Origin of the sequence: Labrys okinawensis (assembly GCF_002982075.1) — a bacterium.
Classification (GTDB): domain Bacteria; phylum Pseudomonadota; class Alphaproteobacteria; order Rhizobiales; family Labraceae; genus Labrys; species Labrys okinawensis_A.
Map to the genome: position 1 here is coordinate 441248 of NZ_PUEJ01000002.1, position 16306 is coordinate 457553.

The following is a 16306-nucleotide window of genomic DNA, read 5'->3' on the forward strand; positions in this document are numbered from 1 at the left end:
CCCATCCGCAAGAGCAGCGGTTCCAGGAACCGGCTGAAGGCGGTCCCAGGAGCGCCTCGACAAAGCGCTGCAATCGATCCTAAAAGCGCTGATGCGCTTTCGCTTCGTCCACGCCGCCGATCTGCATCTCGACAGCCCCATGCATGGACTGACGGCCCGCCAGCCCGAGCTGGCGGCGCTGTTCGGGCGGGCGACACGCGAAGCCTTCGAAGCACTGATCGACGAGGTGCTGGCCCGGCAGGTAGCCTTCCTGGTGATCTCGGGCGACGTCTATGACGGCGACTGGCGCGATTATCACACCGGCCTGTTCTTCGCCGCCCAGCTGGCCCGGCTGTCGCGCGCCGGCATTCCCGCCTTCCTGATCCAGGGCAATCACGACGCCGAAAGCCAGATCTCGCGCAAGGTGACGCTGCCCTCGCTGGTGCATTCCTTCGGCACCCGCAAGGCCGAGACCATGGAACTGCCCGAGCTGAAGGTCGCCCTGCATGGCCGGAGCTTCGCGGAGCGTTCCTTGAGCGATAATATCGTGCGCGATTTTCCTCCGGCGCGCGCAGGCTGGTTCAATCTCGGCCTGCTTCACACCTCGCTCGACGGCCGGGCCGGCCATGCCTCCTACGCGCCCTGCACCCTCGCCGATCTCAAAGCGCGCAACTACGACTACTGGGCGCTCGGCCATATCCATGCGGCCGAAATCGTCGCCACGGATCCCCCTGTCGTCTTTCCCGGCAATATCCAGGGCCGCCATGTGCGCGAGAGCGGGCCGAAAGGCGCCATGCTGGTGGAGGTCGAGGACGGGGCCGTCGCCTCGCTCACGCCTTTGGTGCTCGACAAGGCCCGCTGGGGCCATCGCCGTATCGCAATCGGCGAGGCGGCGACGCTGGCCGAGGTGCTGGCCCTGGTCGAGCCGGCTTTGCGGGAGGAAATCGACGCGGCGGGCGAGCGTCCGCTCGCCCTGCGCCTGACGCTGACGGGCGAGACGCCTGTTCATGACGGGCTTGCCGCCGACGCCCAGCATTTGCGGGCCGAGATCCAGGCGGCGGCCGACAGGGTGAGCGAACGGCTCTATATCGAGCGCGTCGAACTTGCCACCACCGCGCCGCGGAGCGCGCTGGACGAGACCGTCGGCTTTGCCGACCCCCAGGGCCTGCTGGCCGGGCTGGAGGCGGAACCGGAATTCAGCGAGGCGCTTGCCGGTATCGTCGAGGACATTCTCGCCAAATTGCCGGACGAGGTCCGCCAGGCCGTGCGCGGCGAGGAGATCGGCGCCGCGTTGGTGGACGAGGCGCGCGCCGTCGCCCTGGCGCGGCTGCGCCGCGGCGGCAAGGCCGGCGCCGGAGAGGCGGCATGAAACTCACCCGCCTCGATCTCGACCGCTACGGCCCTTTTACCGGGGCACGTCTCGATTTCCGCCCCGATGCCGATCTGCACATCGTCTACGGCCCGAACGAAGCGGGGAAAAGCTCGGCGCTGTCGGCGATCACCGACCTGCTCTATGGCTTCGAGCCGCGCAGCCCCGCCAATTTCAGGCATCGCTATGAGGATCTGAAGGTCGGTGCCGAGATGCAGCGCGCCGATGGCGGCTCCTTGCGGTTCTGGCGCCGCAAGCGGCTGAAGAATTCCCTTACCGATGCCGAAGACGCGCCGCTCGACGACGGACTGCTCGAGCCTCTATTGAGCGGCATTTCGCGCGAGGTCTTCCTGGCCGCCTTCGGGCTCGACCAGGCCGGCCTGCGCGAGGGCGCCCGCCAGATGCTGGCTGCCGAGGGCGAGGTGGGCGAAAGCCTGTTCGCCGCCGCCTCCGGCCTGAAGACCCTGGTTTCGGTCCGCGCCGGGTTGGAGAGCGAGGCGGACGGGCTATTCGGGGCGCGCAGGTCGAACAAGCGCGCCTTCTATGAGGCGCAGGAGCGTTACGACCAGGCCCGCCGGGCGCTGCGCGAGCAATCGCTGCGGGCCGATGACGTGCGCGCTCTCGAAACCGAGATCGAAGCTGGCGAGGCGCGGGCGCGCGCCCTGGCCGAACAGTTGCGCCAGGCCGGCATCCGGCGCGCCCGCATCGATCGCGTCCGCCGCGTGGCCCCCCTGCTCGCCCGGATCGGCAAGGCCGAGACGGCCCTGGCCGCCGTCGAGGCCCGGCCAGACCTGCCCGATGGTTTTGCCGCCGAGATCGAGACCGCACTGGCCCGGGCCGAGACGGGACGGGAGGCCATGGCCCGCCTGGCGCGGGAGGTGGAGGATGCCGAGCGGGCTCTGGCCGCGATCTCCGTCGACGACGATGTGCTGGCCGCGGGCGAGGCGATCACCGCCCTCAACGAAGAACGTGCCGCCCTGGCCAAGGCGATGCTGGACCTGCCGCGCCGGGAGGCGGAGGCGCGGGAAATCGCCGATGATCTCGATGAACTCGCCCGGCGGCTCGGCCAGAAGGACCGGGCCGCCCTTTCGGCACTGAGCCCGGACGATCTCGCCCTCGAACGCATCCGCGTGCTGGCCGAACGTCGACGCGAGATCGAGCGGGAGGCGGGCGAAAGCGCCCGTGCCGCCGAACGGGCCCGCGAAACCATCGAGGGACTGCAGCGCAAGATGGCCGCCGTCCGGGCCAGCGCCGATCCCAGCCCCCTGCGCCAGCGGCTGAAAGCCATGCAGCCGGCCTTGGCGGAAGCCGGCGCCATCGAGGAGCAGGAAGGCGAACTGGCGCGCCGCCGCGCGCTGCAGCAGGAGAGGCTGGCGCGGCTGTCGCCGGCCGTCAAGGACGAGCACAAGCTCTGGGCCTGGCGCGAGCCCTCCGAGGAGGAGATCGGCCGAGCCGAGCGGTCGCTGGCGGCACTGGAGAACACGGCCCGCGAACAGGAAGCCGAAGTCCGGCGCCTGCGGGAAGCCTTGGCGGAAGCCGACGCGCTCCTGGCTGAGGGCGGAGGCAGGGATGGGCTGATCGACGATGCCATGCTGGCACGCGAACGCGCGGAGCGCGATGCCCTGTTCGAGGCTGTCGTCAGCGAACCCTCCGCGGCGGCGGCGAGTGCCTATCGCAAGATCGTCGCTGCCGTGGACGATCTCGCCGACCGCAGGCTGGCACAGGCCGAGCATCTGGCGCGCCGCGAGGTGGCGCGCCGCACGCGCGACAGGGATGCTGCGGCTCTTGCGCGGGCCGAGGCCGGGATCGCGGCGCGCTTGCACGAAAGCGAGCAGGCCTGGCAGGCCTGGCAGGCCCTGTTCGCCCCGCTCGGCTGCACGGCGGAGGCGCCGGCGGCGATGCGCCGCTTTCTGGTGGAGCTCGCGCGGCTGCGTGAGGAGCGCCAGGCGCTGCGGGACCTGGAGCTCAAGATCGAGCGTGGCCAGCGGCGTCTGGCCGGGGAGCGGCCCGGCCTGGAGGCCCTTGCCGCCGAAATCGGCATTGCGGCCGCGTCGGCGCAAAGCCTGCCCAGCCTGGTGCGGCTGATCGAGGATGGCCTCGCCGCGCTCGAACTGGGGGCTCGCGAGGCCCGCTCGCTCGCCGACCAGCTCGAGGCGAGCCGGGCCGAGCTGGCCCGGGCGGAAAAATCCCGGGAAGCGGCCGAGACCGCCCGCGCCGCCACCCAGTCGGACTGGGCAGCCGCACTCGCCGTTCTCGGGCTGGCGCCGGGAGCGAGCCCCCAGGAAGCCGCCAAGGCGAGCGAGTTGTGGATCGCCGTGCAGGGCAAGCTGGCCCAGCTCGGGAGTCTGGAGCACCGGATCGCCAGCATTCTCGACGATCGCACCACCTTCGCGCAACGGGCCGCCAGCCTCGTCGACAGGCTTCCTTCCGAGGCGAGCGGCGAGCCGGCGGAGACCGCTCTCGACCTGATGGCGGCCCTGACGGCGGCCCGCGACGCCGCGATCCGCCGGCGCACCGCACGGGAAAGTCTCGATCGCTACCGCGATGCGCTGGCCAAGGCGGAGGCAGCCGAGCGCGGCCATGACGAAGCCGTTGCCGGTCTGGCCGCCAAGGCCGGCTGCGAAACGGCGGACCTGGCCGCACTTGCCGCCGATCTCACGCTGCGCGCCGGCCTCGAGCGTGAACTCGCCGCAGCGAGGGCGGAACTGAGCGGGCAGGGCGACGGTCTTGAAGAGGCGGCGCTGCGGACCGAAGCCGCCGAGATCGGCATCGACGAGGCCGCGGGCGAGAGCGAGGCCGTGCAGGCCGAGCTCAACGGCCTGATCGAAGCGGACAAGCAGGCGGCCCTGGCCCTCGGGGAATTGCGCCGGCGCCGCGAGGCGATCGAGCGGGAGGCCGGCGCGGCCGGGGCCGCCCAGGCACTGGAGGACGCCCGCAGCGATCTTGCCCGCATTACGCGCGACTATCTGGTGCTGAAGACCGCTTCCCTGCTGCTCGAGGCGGGGCTGGAGCGCCAGCTCCGCTCCGAGCAGGGGCCGTTGATCGCGCGGGCCGGCGGCCTGTTCGCCACCATTACCGCCGGCGGCTTTTCCGGCATCGCCACCCTCTATGACGAGGCCGACAGGCTGCGCCTCGCCGCACGCCGGCCCGATGGCGGCACCACCGACATTGGCGGCCTGAGCGAAGGCACAAGGGACCAGCTTTACCTGTCGCTTCGCCTTGCCCATCTCGAAGCCATGGCGGCGCGGCGCGAGGTACCGCCCTTCGTCGGCGACGATCTGGTGATGACCTTCGACGAGGAGCGCGTCGCCGCCGCTCTGCAGGTGCTGGCGCTCAAGGGGTCGGGGCTGCAGAAGATCCTGTTCACCCATCATCGGCATGTGATGGAGATCGCCCGCGAACGCCTGGGACCGGCCGTCGACATCGTCACGCTGGACCCGCAAAACCCTCCGGAAAGCTGACGGAAGCGTTCATTGTCCATTCAGCTTGTACCCCCTAAAGTGCATCCCATGAGTTCAAGGGCACAAAGCAGCTACCGATGGTGGCGCTTCTGGAGCGCCCCACGTGAGGAATTGATCATGTTGAAGAAAATTCTCGCATCGGCCCTGGTTGTTGCCACCGTTGCCGGTGCCTCGATGGCGACGACCGGTACCGCGGAAGCTCGTTATGGCCGTGGCGGCGCCTTTGCCGGCGGTGCGGCAGCCGGCCTTGTCGGCGGCCTGCTCCTGGGCGGCGCGCTGACCAACCGCGATCGCTATTATGACGACGGCTATTACGAAGAGCCCGCTCCGGTCTATGTGCAGCCCCGCTGCTGGTTCGAGCGCCAGCGCGTGCCGAACCAGTACGATTACGGCTATCACATCGAGCGCGTGCGCGTCTGCCGCTGATCGAATTTCACGGTAGCGTCCCGGCACCGGCCCCGACAGGCGGCTGGCAGCAGGGCCCCCGGAACCCCGCCGCAAGGCGGGGTTTTCATTTTCAAAAACCGGTTTGCTCCGGCGGGAATCTGCTCTAGAGCAGAGCCCGTTCAGACCGAGACGCGCTTTGCTCCAACTCCTGGTTGACGTGCCTTTGCGTTCCCCGGCGATTTCGCCGGAGCGCAAAAGACTCTAAAGCGTCTTGCGATTTGGTGGAATCGCCAAGAATCGCAAAGACGCGTCGGATCAACGAGCTAGAGAAAAAAGCGTTCACGCCTGAACGCTTATGCTCTAGGGGAGACCGGCGCAGACGAAGCGCTCTGGCCGCGCGGAGAAAAAGATGGCACCGGTGGATTTCGAAGCCTTCGTGGACGAGCTCGCCAATGTTTCGGGCACCACGATCCTGCCTTTCTTCCGGTCGGCCCTGGCCGCGGAAGACAAGTCCGGCGGCGGCAATTTCGATCCCGTCACCGAGGCCGACCGGGGCGCCGAAGCGGTGATTCGCCAGAAGATCCGGGCGATGTTTCCGAGCCACGGTGTGATGGGCGAGGAATATGGCTCCGAACGTCTCGATGCCGAATTCGTCTGGGTGCTCGATCCGATCGACGGCACCAAATCCTTCATCTCCGGCATGGTCGGCTGGGGCACGCTGATCGGCCTCCTGCGCAACGGCCAGCCCTGCTATGGCATGATGCACCAACCCTTCACGCGCGAGCGTTTCTCGGGCGATGGCGGTTCGGCGAAATATCGCGGCCCCGGCGGCGAGCGCACCATGCGCACCCGCTCCTGTGCGGGCCTGGCGGACGCCGTGCTCTATACCACCAGCCCCCGCCTGATGGTCGAGGCCGACCGGGCGCTGTTCTCGGCCGTGGAAGAGAAGGTGAAGCTCTCGCGTTACGGCGGCGACTGCTATGCCTATGCCATGCTGGCGATGGGCCTGGTCGATCTGGTGATCGAAGCCAATCTCCAGCCCTACGACATCACGGCTCTGATCCCGATCGTGGAAGGCGCCGGCGGCGTCATCACCACCTGGGACGGCGGCCCCGCCCAGGCGGGCGGCCGTGTCGTCGCGGCGGGCGATGCGCGCGTGCATGCGGCGGCCCTCTCCCTGCTGCAGGCCGGCTGAGGAGGAGGGTCGATCTCCAGATCGACCACCTTGGAAACGTTGAGTGCGACAGAGAGCGAAGACGGTCGATCTGGAGATCGACCTCCGTGTCTTCGCATCTCATCCGCAAAGCTGTGCCGCCGGGCCTAAGCCTGCGTGCCGGGGATGAAGGCGTCGAAGGCGGCCCAGAAGGCTTCGCGGATGGCGTCGCGTTCCTGGGTGATCTCGTGACGCGAGCCGGGCAGGGTCAATGTCCGCGTGGCATAGAGCTTGGCCGCGAAATGCCGGGCCGCCGGGGAGGAGACGACATGATCGTCGCCCGCCAGCAGGATCAGGGTCGGGATCCGCCAATCAGCCCCGAAGCGCGGATCGGCCAGCCGGTCCATCACCCGAAAGGCCGCGCGGACCCAGCCGATCGTCGGCCCGCCGATGGCCAGTTCTGGCGCGTCGCGGGCGATGCGCGCGGCGCGCTCATAGCGGGCCTTGTCAGAGGTCACCGGATTGCCGTCGAAAGGCTTGAGCCCGACCGGGCGCGGCGACCAGCCCGGCACGATCAGCCGTCCCAGCCCAAGCCCGCCGAGGACACGGGCGAGCCAGCGGGCGCCGGGAGGCTTGCGGTCGATCTCGATCATCGGCGCGGTAACCACGAGGCGGTCGAACCAGATCGAGCCGGGCGGCAGATTGGCGAACAGGATGGCGCCGCCCATCGAATGGGCTAGCGCGTAAAAGGGGCCCGGGCATTCGGGCAAGGCGATCTTGCGCATGAAAGCGTCGAGATCGGGTCCGAAATCAGCGAAATCGTCGATATGGCCGAGGCGCCCGTCCCGCAGAAGGCGGTCGGATCCGCCTTGCCCCCGCCAGTCCAGCGTCGCCACCGCAAAGCCCCGGGCCCGCAAGTCGCGGATCACCTCGAAATATTTCTCGATGAATTCGGAGCGCCCCTGGAACAGGCAGATGGTTCCCTTGGGATATGGCGACAGCGAAGGCCAGCGTGCCGTGCGCAGCGTGATGCCGTCCCGGGTGGTGAGCGCCTCGACGATGGCGCCGGCCGGGCAGGGATTGTCGGGGCTGTCGTGGAGGCGGGGGCCTGTATGCTGGAGCATGACGTGCTCCTTAGCATCTTTTGCGACGGCAGCGTCAAATAACGAGCCCGCCCGCGCCGGGGGCGCAGGCGGGCTGCCGGACCGCTCCGGAGCACGCCGAGCTATCGAGGATAAAATTATTGCGTTGACTGGCCAGCGATTAAATTTTGCAAGCAAACGAAAATAAAAGGCTGCTCATTTTCTATGTAAGCCGCACTACGATCCTCGATCATTGGAGCAGGAAGTTTCTCGTACCATTGTTCAGCGCGACCGTTGCTATCCTTTCTTTTCTTTTTCTCAAAGATATCACGATATCGTCGCGGTGAAATTCCAATAAACGGTTGAAACAATACCTTGTTTTTCCTGGTTGGATCAAAGGTTATCGAGTCGTTATGAAGAGACTCTGCATAGCTTTTGGGATACGGTTCTAGAAACACAACACGTTTCACGCCAGAAGATACGATGTGCTTTGCACAAATATGACAAGGAAACGTTGTGCAAAATAATGTTGCTTCGCTAGTCGAGCGACCCAAACGAGCTGCATCCGTAATGGCATTCATTTCGGCGTGTATTATTCTACCGTATTCAATAATATCCATAACTTGACTGTCTTTTATGAGGGATCTCGATATAATATTCTGAAAGCGTTCCGCTACAGATGGTAAATCTTGAATAGATTTCTCTAAAAGATTTTCTTCAGACAAGCGTGCAACGAAATCGTATATAATTTCATTCTTACGTTGGTTGTTTGGGTCAAGATTCTGTTCAAAATCTCTGTGCTTCTTTCCGGGATCATCGCACCAATAAGTTCCACCGCCAGCCTTGGGTACTTCATTGCAGCCCATCGATATCACATCCCCGGAGCCACTAAATATTGCTGCTCCAACCTGACGTGACAAATCTATTGACCGTAGAGATGCCGCAGCTGCAATATATAGACCATATTCATCCTTGTTTGGGGAACAGCCGTTATGGCCGAATAAAGCTTGAATGAAGCGGTAGATCGTCCCGTTACCACGATCTTCAGTTAAGCTATCTACGAATAAATCCCCAAGATGAAAAACATCAGATATTCTTTGTCCGTTGTCTTTATCTTTCTCGTTATAATCAATATCAATAAGCTCTATGGCTTCTTTCTCGCATACGGAATCGGATTTTGGTGAGTTATCATATCTTCGAATTTTTTGTATAAGATGGCGTCGGCGCTCAATTTCATTGCCGTAGATAGAAACCTGAATGAATTTTCTACCATATAAGCCCCGCATGACATCTATTTCTTCGGGGCGTTTAAATTGCCGGATTATATATGCGGTTCCCAGTGCAGGCGAATTGGCGTCCCCTCTTTGTTTTTCCCTATGAGCGCGAATTTGCATTATTGCTAGGCCGGCCATTGCGGCATTGTTCTTTGCCATCTTGCGAAATTCGTTTGCGTAAGAAATTAGAGTTTTGTACTTGTTATAGTAGGTGCTTTTATCAATTTTTTGCTTAACGTCAGCAAATTCCATGTAATCTGTAAGGTGTATTAAGTGTACTGAATAATTTACTTCTTTTAAGTTCTTTGTCAAGAATTCAACGGTGCTATCGATATCTGCCCCTATTGGCCCAACAAGTCCAATAATCAACTCTGGATTCGGCACTTTTTTAGGTATTGAGAACGAGGAGGTACCTAGGGGTGGACTTTCCAAGTTTTTCACCATGAAGAAGAATCTTGGGCTGGCCTAGATGATTCTGGGTGTGTTACACTGCGAATCAGCGTCGGGAGGAGAGGCTATGATGGAAGCTTTGACGCAAACTCAAGCTACTAAGATAGAAAAAAAAGAAAAAATAATCAATACAATCGCGCTTGAAGTAGAAGCTGTATCGAAAGCGTTGTTAAGTCGCCCCGTATATAGGAGAGGTCCGTTTCTCATTACGGATGAGGACCTAAGGACGATTGGCGGCATTATCGCCGGTAAGCAAAGGCGTTGATATTGATGTAGCATTAAACGAGCCCGCCCGCGCCGGAAGCGCAGGCGGGCTGCCGGACTGCTCCGGAGCACGCCGAGTTATCGAGTTTCGGCTCGAGCCTACCAGCGTGGACCACTCCAGGGACGCGGCGGGACCCAGCTGTCATTGTCCCATTGCCGGGGCGGGCGGGCCCAACCCAGTTGCCGTAATCCCGTAATTTCCGTGGTATGGCCGTCGATGACGATCAGCACGCGCCCGCCTTCCGAACCCTCCGCCTCGGCGATATAGCTGTCGCCGCGTACTCGCTTGATGACGACATTGCGATATCCCCGTCCGGCCAGGCTGGAAACGATGGCCCGCGGTGGCAGCAGGCGCGGATTCCCCGCCTCGTCCGGGCCCTGGCCGACTTCCTCGGGTGCAAGCGGAAGGCTTCGATCATTTCCCAGCATCGGCGCTTGCTGCGGCGTCTGGGCGTAATTATTCAGCGAGTTTTGCGCGAAGGCGGCATTCACATCGGTCTGAAGGCCCAGGGTCAGGAAGGCCAGACCGGCAATAACCCCGAAAAGGGTTCGGCAGGGCATGAAGCTTCTCCAGACCGGATCCTAGAACGTTTTGCGACCCGTCCCCACGCCCCGCAACGAGGGATCGAAACAAAAGTTGGCGCAGACGGGCATTCAGTCATGAGGCGTTTGTTGCGGGGGACCATAACTGGATTTGTGTGAACAATCCTGCAAGCCGCTGTTCACGTGGCGTTCATCTTGCGCGGGAGAATGCGGCTGTCGTCGTGCTGGCCCGGACCTGCCGCCGGTCCGGCTGCGGCCCGCGCCAATTCCGCTCAGTCGAGAGAGGCGCCGAGGTCGCGCAGATAGGCCGCCGAGACATGGGGCTGTACCGTGGCGGTGCGCACGATATCCTCGAAACGGCGCGTCAGCATGCGGATATGCTCGCTGGCATTGAGGACCAGATAGGTCGGCCCGAGATAAACGGCGGCACGCGAATTGCCGTAGATGGTGAAGGGTGCCGAATAGGTCTGCCTGAGATCGTAGAGGTTGAGCCGAAGCGTCGGATAGAGCTCATCCACCAGGGCGGCCATGGTGTTGAACTGGGCTCGGCGGCCGGCGGTATCGAAACCCTCCCATTGGGCCTGGCCCCGCGCGAAGAGCTCCAGTGCCTGAACGGAGACACAGGCTTCCATCTCGCCGCCATCGCGGATCGAGGCGATGATCAGCCTTCTGCGTTCGGCCAGGGCCGGGCTGGTGTCCAGGCCGAGCGCCGCCGCATATTCGAATTGCATGACCTCGTCCGTCTTCAGGAAGTCGGGAAAGCTCATCGGCACGGTGCGCAGCTTGCGCCCGGCCGCCTCGGCATGCCAGCGCAGGAAACGTTCGTTGAAAGGGGCGTGGGCCTGGGTTTCGATGGTCAGCACCGCTTCCACCAGTTCGGCGCCGATCTGTTCGCGCTGGCTGAGGCCGAGCAGCCAGTCGATCGAGATGCGGCACCCCTTGGCGATGGCGGCCAGAGTCTCGGCCCGGGGCAGGCGGTCGTTCTCCGCCGACAGCAATTGCGACAGGGTGGAACGGTCGATGCCGACATGGCGGGCAAAGCCGGCCTGGTTGAGGCCCGTCTGAGCGATGACCCGTTCGAGCCGGTCGCGAAAGCTCTGTGCCGCGCTGGGATGTGCCATTTTTCACCCGGACTGTTTATAATAGTCAACACATAATGAAATTATCTACAAGAGAGATTATTAGACGACAAATGTCAATGTTATGCGACAACACAATCCTTGTGTGATTTAGGCTTTCGCCGCATCATCACTGTAATTATGGAGTGATTTGAATGCGTAAGGCCGAGATTTGGGCGCAGCGGAGACGGAAGGCAGTCGAATGGCCGACTGTCGCTCTTGCGTCTATAATCTATAGTCTTTGGGGGTTATTGACCTATTTCCATGCGGTGATTCCGCTCTGGATCTGGATCCCGCTCGGCGCCTGGACGGTCGCCTGGCACGCTTCGCTCCAGCACGAAGTCATTCATGGCCACCCGACGGCGAATCGCACTCTCAACCGCTGGATCGGCTGCTGGCCGCTGCTTTTGTGGCTGCCCTATGAGTCCTATCGCATCAGCCACCTGCTGCATCACCGGGACGAGAGGCTGACCGACCCGCTCGACGATCCCGAATCACACTACTGGACACAGGAGCAGTGGGACCGGCTCGGCAGCTTCCATGCCTGGACCATCCGCGCCAATTCCACCTTTCTCGGCCGGATGACCATCGGTCCGGCGCGGGCCATGTCGACCTTCCTGGCGCGGGAAGCCCGCGCAGTGTGGCGCAACGAACCGATGCATCGGCGCATCTGGACCAGCCACGCCCTGCAGCTGCTGGCGGTCCTGGCCTGGCTGGTGCTGGTCTGCGGCCTCAATCCGCTCGTCTATTTCGTGGCTATCGTCTATCCCGGCACGGCGCTGATGCTGGTGCGCTCCTTTGCCGAGCACCGCGCCGAGAACGAGGTGGAGGAGCGTACGGCCATCGTCGAGAACGCACCGATCTTCGGGCTTCTCTTCCTCTACAACAATCTGCATGTCGTGCATCACGACAACCCGATGATGCCCTGGTACGAGATCCCGGCCTGGTACCGCGCCAATCGCGAGCGGGTGATTCGCGAAAATGGCGGTCTGGTCTATGACGGCTATTGGGACGTGGCCCGGCGCTATTTCATCACCGAGCACGACACGCTGATCCACCCCTATGGGCGGGCGCCGCTGGCGCGCGAAGGATAGATAGACGGAAACGGCGCCGGTCCTGGCTCGCAATGCCCCGCCGGAGCCGCGCGGCCCTCACCGCGGCTCTCCCCGTAAGAACGACGCGAAGAGGCACAGGCGTTGTAGTTGATGCACGGTCCGTTCATCTCGCCCAACGGGTGGGCGAGATGGAAGGCTTTCGGCACGAAGCGGCGCCGGCGTAGCGCAACCGCTCATGCACCGGCCGAACGCGCCAAGCGACCTCTCCCGTCAACGGCAATCACCGTCCAGCGGACCTATCGGGTCATCCGGATCTTGGCGCCCGACAGCGTGGCCGCGCCTTCATAGGCGCCGTCGCCCGTCGGGAACAGGCGCACGGCCGTACGGCCGCCCGGCTCGAGCAGGTCGATCTCCTGGCCGCGCTGCTGCCACGCATTGACCTTTGCGAGCGAGCCGGCCTGGCAGCCCGAGGGGGAGGCGCGGTAGACGTCGAGCAGGGCCTGGCGCGTCAGCGAGATGTTGCAGCTGCCGCGGGCGGCGTCGGAAATCTTCCAGCTTCCGGCAATGCCGCCGGTGGAAGGCGGGCGTGGCGTGGCCGGCAGGGCCGCGACCTGGTTGCCGGGCGGCGCGAGCGAGCTGGAAGGCGCAGCGGCGGTTCCGCCGGGCGTAGCCTCGCTGCCGGCAGGCGGCAGGGGCTGGGAGGTCACGTCCTCCGTCGGCGCCGCCATCAGCGGCTCCGGCGCCGGCACGGGCCGGCCGGCATCCGGCGGAGGACGGCGGGAACTGCCGAAATCGAAGGCGTCGCCAAGACGAGTCGATGACGCGCACGACGCCAGCAGCAGGGCACAGGGTAGAATTGCCAGCGCGGAAAATCTCATCGGTCCATCCGGTCCCAGTCAGAGTTGCTCGGTACTGCCAATATCAGATCGAGGCAGGCGGCGACAGCAAGAAGCGCGATGCCGCGGGCGATATCGGGCGAACGATCCCGCATACCGTAGGGTAAATCGGATTGCGAGAACGCACTCCCGTGTTGAGCTGGTTCTGTGTCGATTCTTTGATAGGCCCGATGATCTTAAGGCTTGCTTAAATCAATTCCGCCAAGGTGTGGCCTGAACGTCACACGTCCCGGAGAGAACCCATGGCTGCCCCAAGCGCCGTTGCAGTGCTGGTTGCCCTGTCGACGATGACGTCAGCAGCCGCTCCGATCGGCCGCGTCGACAGCAATCTCGAACTGCCCAAGCTCACGCTTCACGCACCCGCCACCGTTCCGGCCGCGGCCTCGCCCCGGCTCGATCGCAACGAACTCGGCAAGCAGCCGCCGGTGGAAGACGTCGATGTCACCGGCCCGGTGCGGTGAGAGCGTTCGGCGGTCGGACCGGATAAGGCCCCTTCTCCCCGTGCGAGGTCGCTAACGCCTTTGGTGGCTTAAGGCCCCGGCAGGGAGATGAGGGGTGGTGGCTCCGCCTCTAGACCTGCCTTGCCACCATCATCTTCTTGATTTCGGCGATCGCCTTGGCCGGGTTCAGGCCCTTCGGGCAGGTCTGGGCGCAGTTCATGATGGTATGGCAGCGGTAGAGCTTGAAGGGGTCCTCCAGCTCGTCCAGGCGCTCGCCGGTGCGCTCATCGCGGCTGTCGATCAGCCAGCGATAAGCCTGCAGCAGCGCGGCGGGGCCGAGATAGCGGTCGCCGTTCCACCAATAGCTCGGGCAGGAGGTGGAGCAGCAGGCGCACAGGATGCATTCGTAAAGCCCGTCCAGCTTCTCACGGTCGCCATGGCTCTGGCGCCATTCCTTCTCGGGCTTGGGCGTATCAGTCTTCAGCCAGGGCTCGATCGAGGCATGCTGGGCGTAGAAGCGCGTGAGGTCGGGCACCAGGTCCTTCACCACCGGCATATGCGGCAGCGGATAGATCTTGATCACGCCCTTGATGTCGCTCATCGCCTTGGTGCAGGCCAGCGTGTTGGCGCCGTCGATGTTCATGGCGCAGGAGCCGCAGATACCTTCGCGGCAGGAGCGGCGGAAGGTCAGCGTCGGATCGATGGTGTTCTTGATCCAGATGATGGCGTCCAGCACCATCGGGCCGCAATCGTCGAGATCGACGAAATAGGTGTCGGTGCGCGGGTTGGTCTCGCCGTCCGGATCGTAGCGGTAGATCTTGAACTCGCGCAGATTCTTCTGGTTCTCCGGCTTCGGCCAGACCTTGCCGCTGACGATGCGGGAGTTCTTGGGAAGTGTGAGCTGAACCATTTTCGGGTCTCTCATGGGCTGCGGCAAGGCGCCCGGATAAGTCGATGGATGTCAGGCTTGCGACAGCTCGCTTCAGCGAGCTGCCTTTCTCAATAAACGCGCGCCTTCGGCTCGATATACTGGACGTCGTTCGACATGGTGTAGGTGTGCACCGGCCGGTAATCGATCGTGACGGACTTCTTCTCCGTGTCGGCCCAGGCCAGCGTGTGCTTCATCCAGTTCTGGTCGTCGCGGTTGGGGAAATCCTCATGGGCGTGGGCGCCGCGGCTTTCCTTGCGGTTTTCGGCGCCATCCATGGTGACCACGGCCTGGCCGATCAGATTATCGAATTCCAGCGTCTCGATCAGGTCCGAGTTCCAGATCAGCGAGCGATCGGTGACGCGCACATCGTCGGCGCTCTGCCAGACCTTGTGGATCTTCTCCTTGCCTTCGGCGAGCGAGGCGCTGGTGCGGTAGACGGCGCAGTCGCTCTGCATCACACGCTGCATGGACAGGCGCAGCTCGGCCGTCGGGGTCGAACCCTTGGCGTAGCGCAGGCGATCGAGGCGGGAGAGGGCCCGCTCAGCCGAGTCGGCCGGCAAATCGGCATGCTTCTCCCCCGGCTTGAGCATTTCGGCGCAGCGCAGACCCGCCGCGCGGCCGAAGACCACGAGATCGATCAGCGAATTGGAGCCGAGGCGGTTGGCGCCATGCACGGACACGCACGCCGCCTCGCCCAGGGCCATCAGGCCGGGGACGATCGCGTCGGGATCGTTGCCCTTCTTGGTCAGCACCTCGCCGTGATAATTGGTGGGGATGCCGCCCATGTTGTAGTGCACCGTCGGCAGCACCGGGATCGGTTCCTTGGTGAGGTCGACGCCGGCGAAGATGCGGGCCGATTCCGAGATGCCCGGCAGGCGCTCGGCCAGGATCTTCGGGTCGAGATGGTCGAGGTGCAGGAAGATGTGGTCCTTGCGCTTGCCGACGCCGCGGCCTTCGCGGATTTCCATGGTCATGGCGCGCGAGACCATGTCGCGCGGGGCGAGGTCCTTCACCGAGGGAGCATAGCGCTCCATGAAGCGCTCGCCTTCCGAATTGGTGAGATAGCCGCCCTCGCCGCGGGCGCCCTCGGTGATCAGGCAGCCGGCGCCATAGATGCCGGTGGGATGGAACTGCACGAATTCCATGTCCTGCAGCGGCAGGCCAGCCCTGAGCACCATGGCATTGCCGTCGCCCGTGCAGGTATGGGCCGAGGTTGCGGTGAAATAGGCACGGCCATAGCCGCCGGTCGCCAGGATGGTCCGGTGGGCGCGGAAGCGATGGATGGTGCCGTCGTCCATCTTCAGCGCCACGATGCCGCGGCAGCGGCCTTCCTCGTCCATGATCAGGTCGAGGGCGAAATATTCGACGAAGAACTCGGCCTGGTGCTTGAGCGCCGCACCATAGAGCGTGTGCAGCATGGCGTGGCCGGTGCGGTCGGCGGCCGCGCAGGTGCGCTGGGCGATGCCCTTGCCGAAATCGGTGGTCATGCCGCCGAAGGGGCGCTGGTAGATGCGGCCGTCCTCGGTGCGCGAGAAGGGCACGCCCCAATGTTCGAGCTCGTAGACGGCGGCCGGCGCGTTGCGCACCAGATATTCGATGGCATCCTGGTCGCCCAGCCAGTCCGATCCCTTGACGGTGTCGTACATGTGGAAACGCCAGTCGTCGCGGCCCATATTGCCGAGCGAGGCGGCGATGCCGCCCTGGGCGGCCACCGTGTGGGAGCGGGTGGGGAAAACCTTGGTGATGCAGGCTGTGCGCAGTCCGGCCTCGGAACAGCCGACCACGGCGCGCAGGCCCGCACCGCCGGCTCCGACCACCACGACGTCATAGGTGTGGTCGGTGATGGGATAGGCGGTGCCCAGGGCGGAGGGTTGGTTAACGGTGCCTTCGGCCATAAATTATAC

14 protein-coding genes are annotated in these 16306 nt (G+C 64.0%); 7 read left to right on the forward strand and 7 right to left on the reverse strand.

The window, feature by feature from the left end; all coding sequences use genetic code 11:
* Positions 1–91: 91 nt before the first annotated feature.
* The 4 genes from C5L14_RS05620 to hisN all read left to right on the forward strand — a co-directional run bounded on the left by C5L14_RS05620 (position 92) and on the right by hisN (position 6391).
* The gene (locus C5L14_RS05620; protein ID WP_105861050.1) at positions 92–1348 is read left to right on the forward strand and encodes a metallophosphoesterase family protein; all 1257 of its coding nucleotides are present in this window, start codon (positions 92–94) and stop codon (positions 1346–1348) included.
* Entirely contained in the window at positions 1345–4809 is a 3465-nt protein-coding gene (locus tag C5L14_RS05625; RefSeq protein WP_105861051.1) for an ATP-binding protein, read from the forward strand. Before C5L14_RS05620 ends, C5L14_RS05625 begins: the two co-directional genes overlap by 4 nt.
* 117 nt (positions 4810–4926) lie before the next feature.
* Positions 4927–5235 (forward strand): hypothetical protein, encoded by a 309-nt coding sequence (locus C5L14_RS05630; protein WP_105861052.1) that lies wholly within the window; start codon positions 4927–4929, stop codon positions 5233–5235.
* 370 nt (positions 5236–5605) lie between these two features.
* The gene (hisN, locus tag C5L14_RS05635) at positions 5606–6391 is read left to right on the forward strand and encodes a histidinol-phosphatase (RefSeq protein ID WP_105861053.1); all 786 of its coding nucleotides are present in this window, start codon (positions 5606–5608) and stop codon (positions 6389–6391) included.
* A gap of 125 nt (positions 6392–6516) precedes the next feature.
* Here the strand turns inward: hisN and C5L14_RS05640 are convergent, their stop codons facing one another.
* Both C5L14_RS05640 and C5L14_RS05645 read right to left on the reverse strand, forming a co-directional pair.
* The gene (locus tag C5L14_RS05640) at positions 6517–7473 is read right to left on the reverse strand and encodes an alpha/beta fold hydrolase (protein WP_105861054.1); all 957 of its coding nucleotides are present in this window, start codon (positions 7471–7473) and stop codon (positions 6517–6519) included.
* 116 nt (positions 7474–7589) lie between these two features.
* A complete protein-coding gene (locus C5L14_RS05645; RefSeq protein WP_105861055.1) occupies positions 7590–9149 on the reverse strand; it encodes an anti-phage dCTP deaminase in 1560 nt (519 codons plus the stop codon).
* Positions 9150–9222: 73 nt separating this feature from the next.
* Between C5L14_RS05645 and C5L14_RS29925 the strand changes: the two genes are divergently transcribed.
* Positions 9223–9420: a hypothetical protein gene (locus tag C5L14_RS29925; RefSeq protein WP_146126841.1), complete on the forward strand. Its 198-nt coding sequence runs from the start codon at positions 9223–9225 to the stop codon at positions 9418–9420.
* Between the two features lie 98 nt (positions 9421–9518).
* Here the strand turns inward: C5L14_RS29925 and C5L14_RS05650 are convergent, their stop codons facing one another.
* A complete protein-coding gene (locus tag C5L14_RS05650; RefSeq protein ID WP_105861056.1) occupies positions 9519–9980 on the reverse strand; it encodes a hypothetical protein in 462 nt (153 codons plus the stop codon).
* A gap of 254 nt (positions 9981–10234) precedes the next feature.
* Positions 10235–11083, reverse strand: a complete 849-nt coding sequence (locus C5L14_RS05655) for a helix-turn-helix domain-containing protein (RefSeq protein WP_105861057.1) — start codon at positions 11081–11083, stop codon at positions 10235–10237.
* 248 nt (positions 11084–11331) lie between these two features.
* Between C5L14_RS05655 and C5L14_RS05660 the strand changes: the two genes are divergently transcribed.
* Positions 11332–12174, forward strand: a complete 843-nt coding sequence (locus C5L14_RS05660; RefSeq protein ID WP_245196827.1) for a fatty acid desaturase — start codon at positions 11332–11334, stop codon at positions 12172–12174.
* Positions 12175–12431: 257 nt separating this feature from the next.
* Here the strand turns inward: C5L14_RS05660 and C5L14_RS05665 are convergent, their stop codons facing one another.
* Complete coding sequence (locus C5L14_RS05665) at positions 12432–13013, reverse strand: AprI/Inh family metalloprotease inhibitor (RefSeq protein ID WP_105861059.1); 582 nt, start codon at positions 13011–13013, stop codon at positions 12432–12434.
* 260 nt (positions 13014–13273) lie between these two features.
* On the opposite strand from C5L14_RS05665, the gene C5L14_RS05670 reads away from it, so the two are divergent.
* Positions 13274–13492: a hypothetical protein gene (locus tag C5L14_RS05670; protein WP_105861060.1), complete on the forward strand. Its 219-nt coding sequence runs from the start codon at positions 13274–13276 to the stop codon at positions 13490–13492.
* A gap of 109 nt (positions 13493–13601) precedes the next feature.
* Here C5L14_RS05670 and C5L14_RS05675 read toward each other — a convergent pair whose 3' ends face one another.
* Together C5L14_RS05675 and sdhA are read right to left on the reverse strand one after the other, a co-directional pair.
* Positions 13602–14381 (reverse strand): succinate dehydrogenase iron-sulfur subunit, encoded by a 780-nt coding sequence (locus C5L14_RS05675; protein ID WP_105861061.1) that lies wholly within the window; start codon positions 14379–14381, stop codon positions 13602–13604.
* Between the two features lie 89 nt (positions 14382–14470).
* A complete protein-coding gene (gene sdhA / locus C5L14_RS05680) occupies positions 14471–16297 on the reverse strand; it encodes a succinate dehydrogenase flavoprotein subunit (RefSeq protein ID WP_105861062.1) in 1827 nt (608 codons plus the stop codon).
* Positions 16298–16306: the final 9 nt, after the last annotated feature.

Coding starts and splice junctions, on each gene's coding strand:
- C5L14_RS05640 (WP_105861054.1), bottom strand. CDS start 7,473: ATGCTCCAGCATACAGGCCCCCGCCTCCACGACAGCCCCGACAATCCC.
- C5L14_RS05620 (WP_105861050.1), top strand. CDS start 92: ATGCGCTTTCGCTTCGTCCACGCCGCCGATCTGCATCTCGACAGCCCC.
- C5L14_RS05625 (WP_105861051.1), top strand. CDS start 1,345: ATGAAACTCACCCGCCTCGATCTCGACCGCTACGGCCCTTTTACCGGG.
- C5L14_RS05665 (WP_105861059.1), bottom strand. CDS start 13,013: ATGAGATTTTCCGCGCTGGCAATTCTACCCTGTGCCCTGCTGCTGGCG.
- C5L14_RS05630 (WP_105861052.1), top strand. CDS start 4,927: ATGTTGAAGAAAATTCTCGCATCGGCCCTGGTTGTTGCCACCGTTGCC.
- sdhA (WP_105861062.1), bottom strand. CDS start 16,297: ATGGCCGAAGGCACCGTTAACCAACCCTCCGCCCTGGGCACCGCCTAT.
- C5L14_RS05650 (WP_105861056.1), bottom strand. CDS start 9,980: ATGCCCTGCCGAACCCTTTTCGGGGTTATTGCCGGTCTGGCCTTCCTG.
- C5L14_RS05670 (WP_105861060.1), top strand. CDS start 13,274: ATGGCTGCCCCAAGCGCCGTTGCAGTGCTGGTTGCCCTGTCGACGATG.
- C5L14_RS29925 (WP_146126841.1), top strand. CDS start 9,223: ATGATGGAAGCTTTGACGCAAACTCAAGCTACTAAGATAGAAAAAAAA.
- C5L14_RS05655 (WP_105861057.1), bottom strand. CDS start 11,083: ATGGCACATCCCAGCGCGGCACAGAGCTTTCGCGACCGGCTCGAACGG.
- C5L14_RS05645 (WP_105861055.1), bottom strand. CDS start 9,149: ATGGTGAAAAACTTGGAAAGTCCACCCCTAGGTACCTCCTCGTTCTCA.
- C5L14_RS05675 (WP_105861061.1), bottom strand. CDS start 14,381: ATGGTTCAGCTCACACTTCCCAAGAACTCCCGCATCGTCAGCGGCAAG.
- hisN (WP_105861053.1), top strand. CDS start 5,606: ATGGCACCGGTGGATTTCGAAGCCTTCGTGGACGAGCTCGCCAATGTT.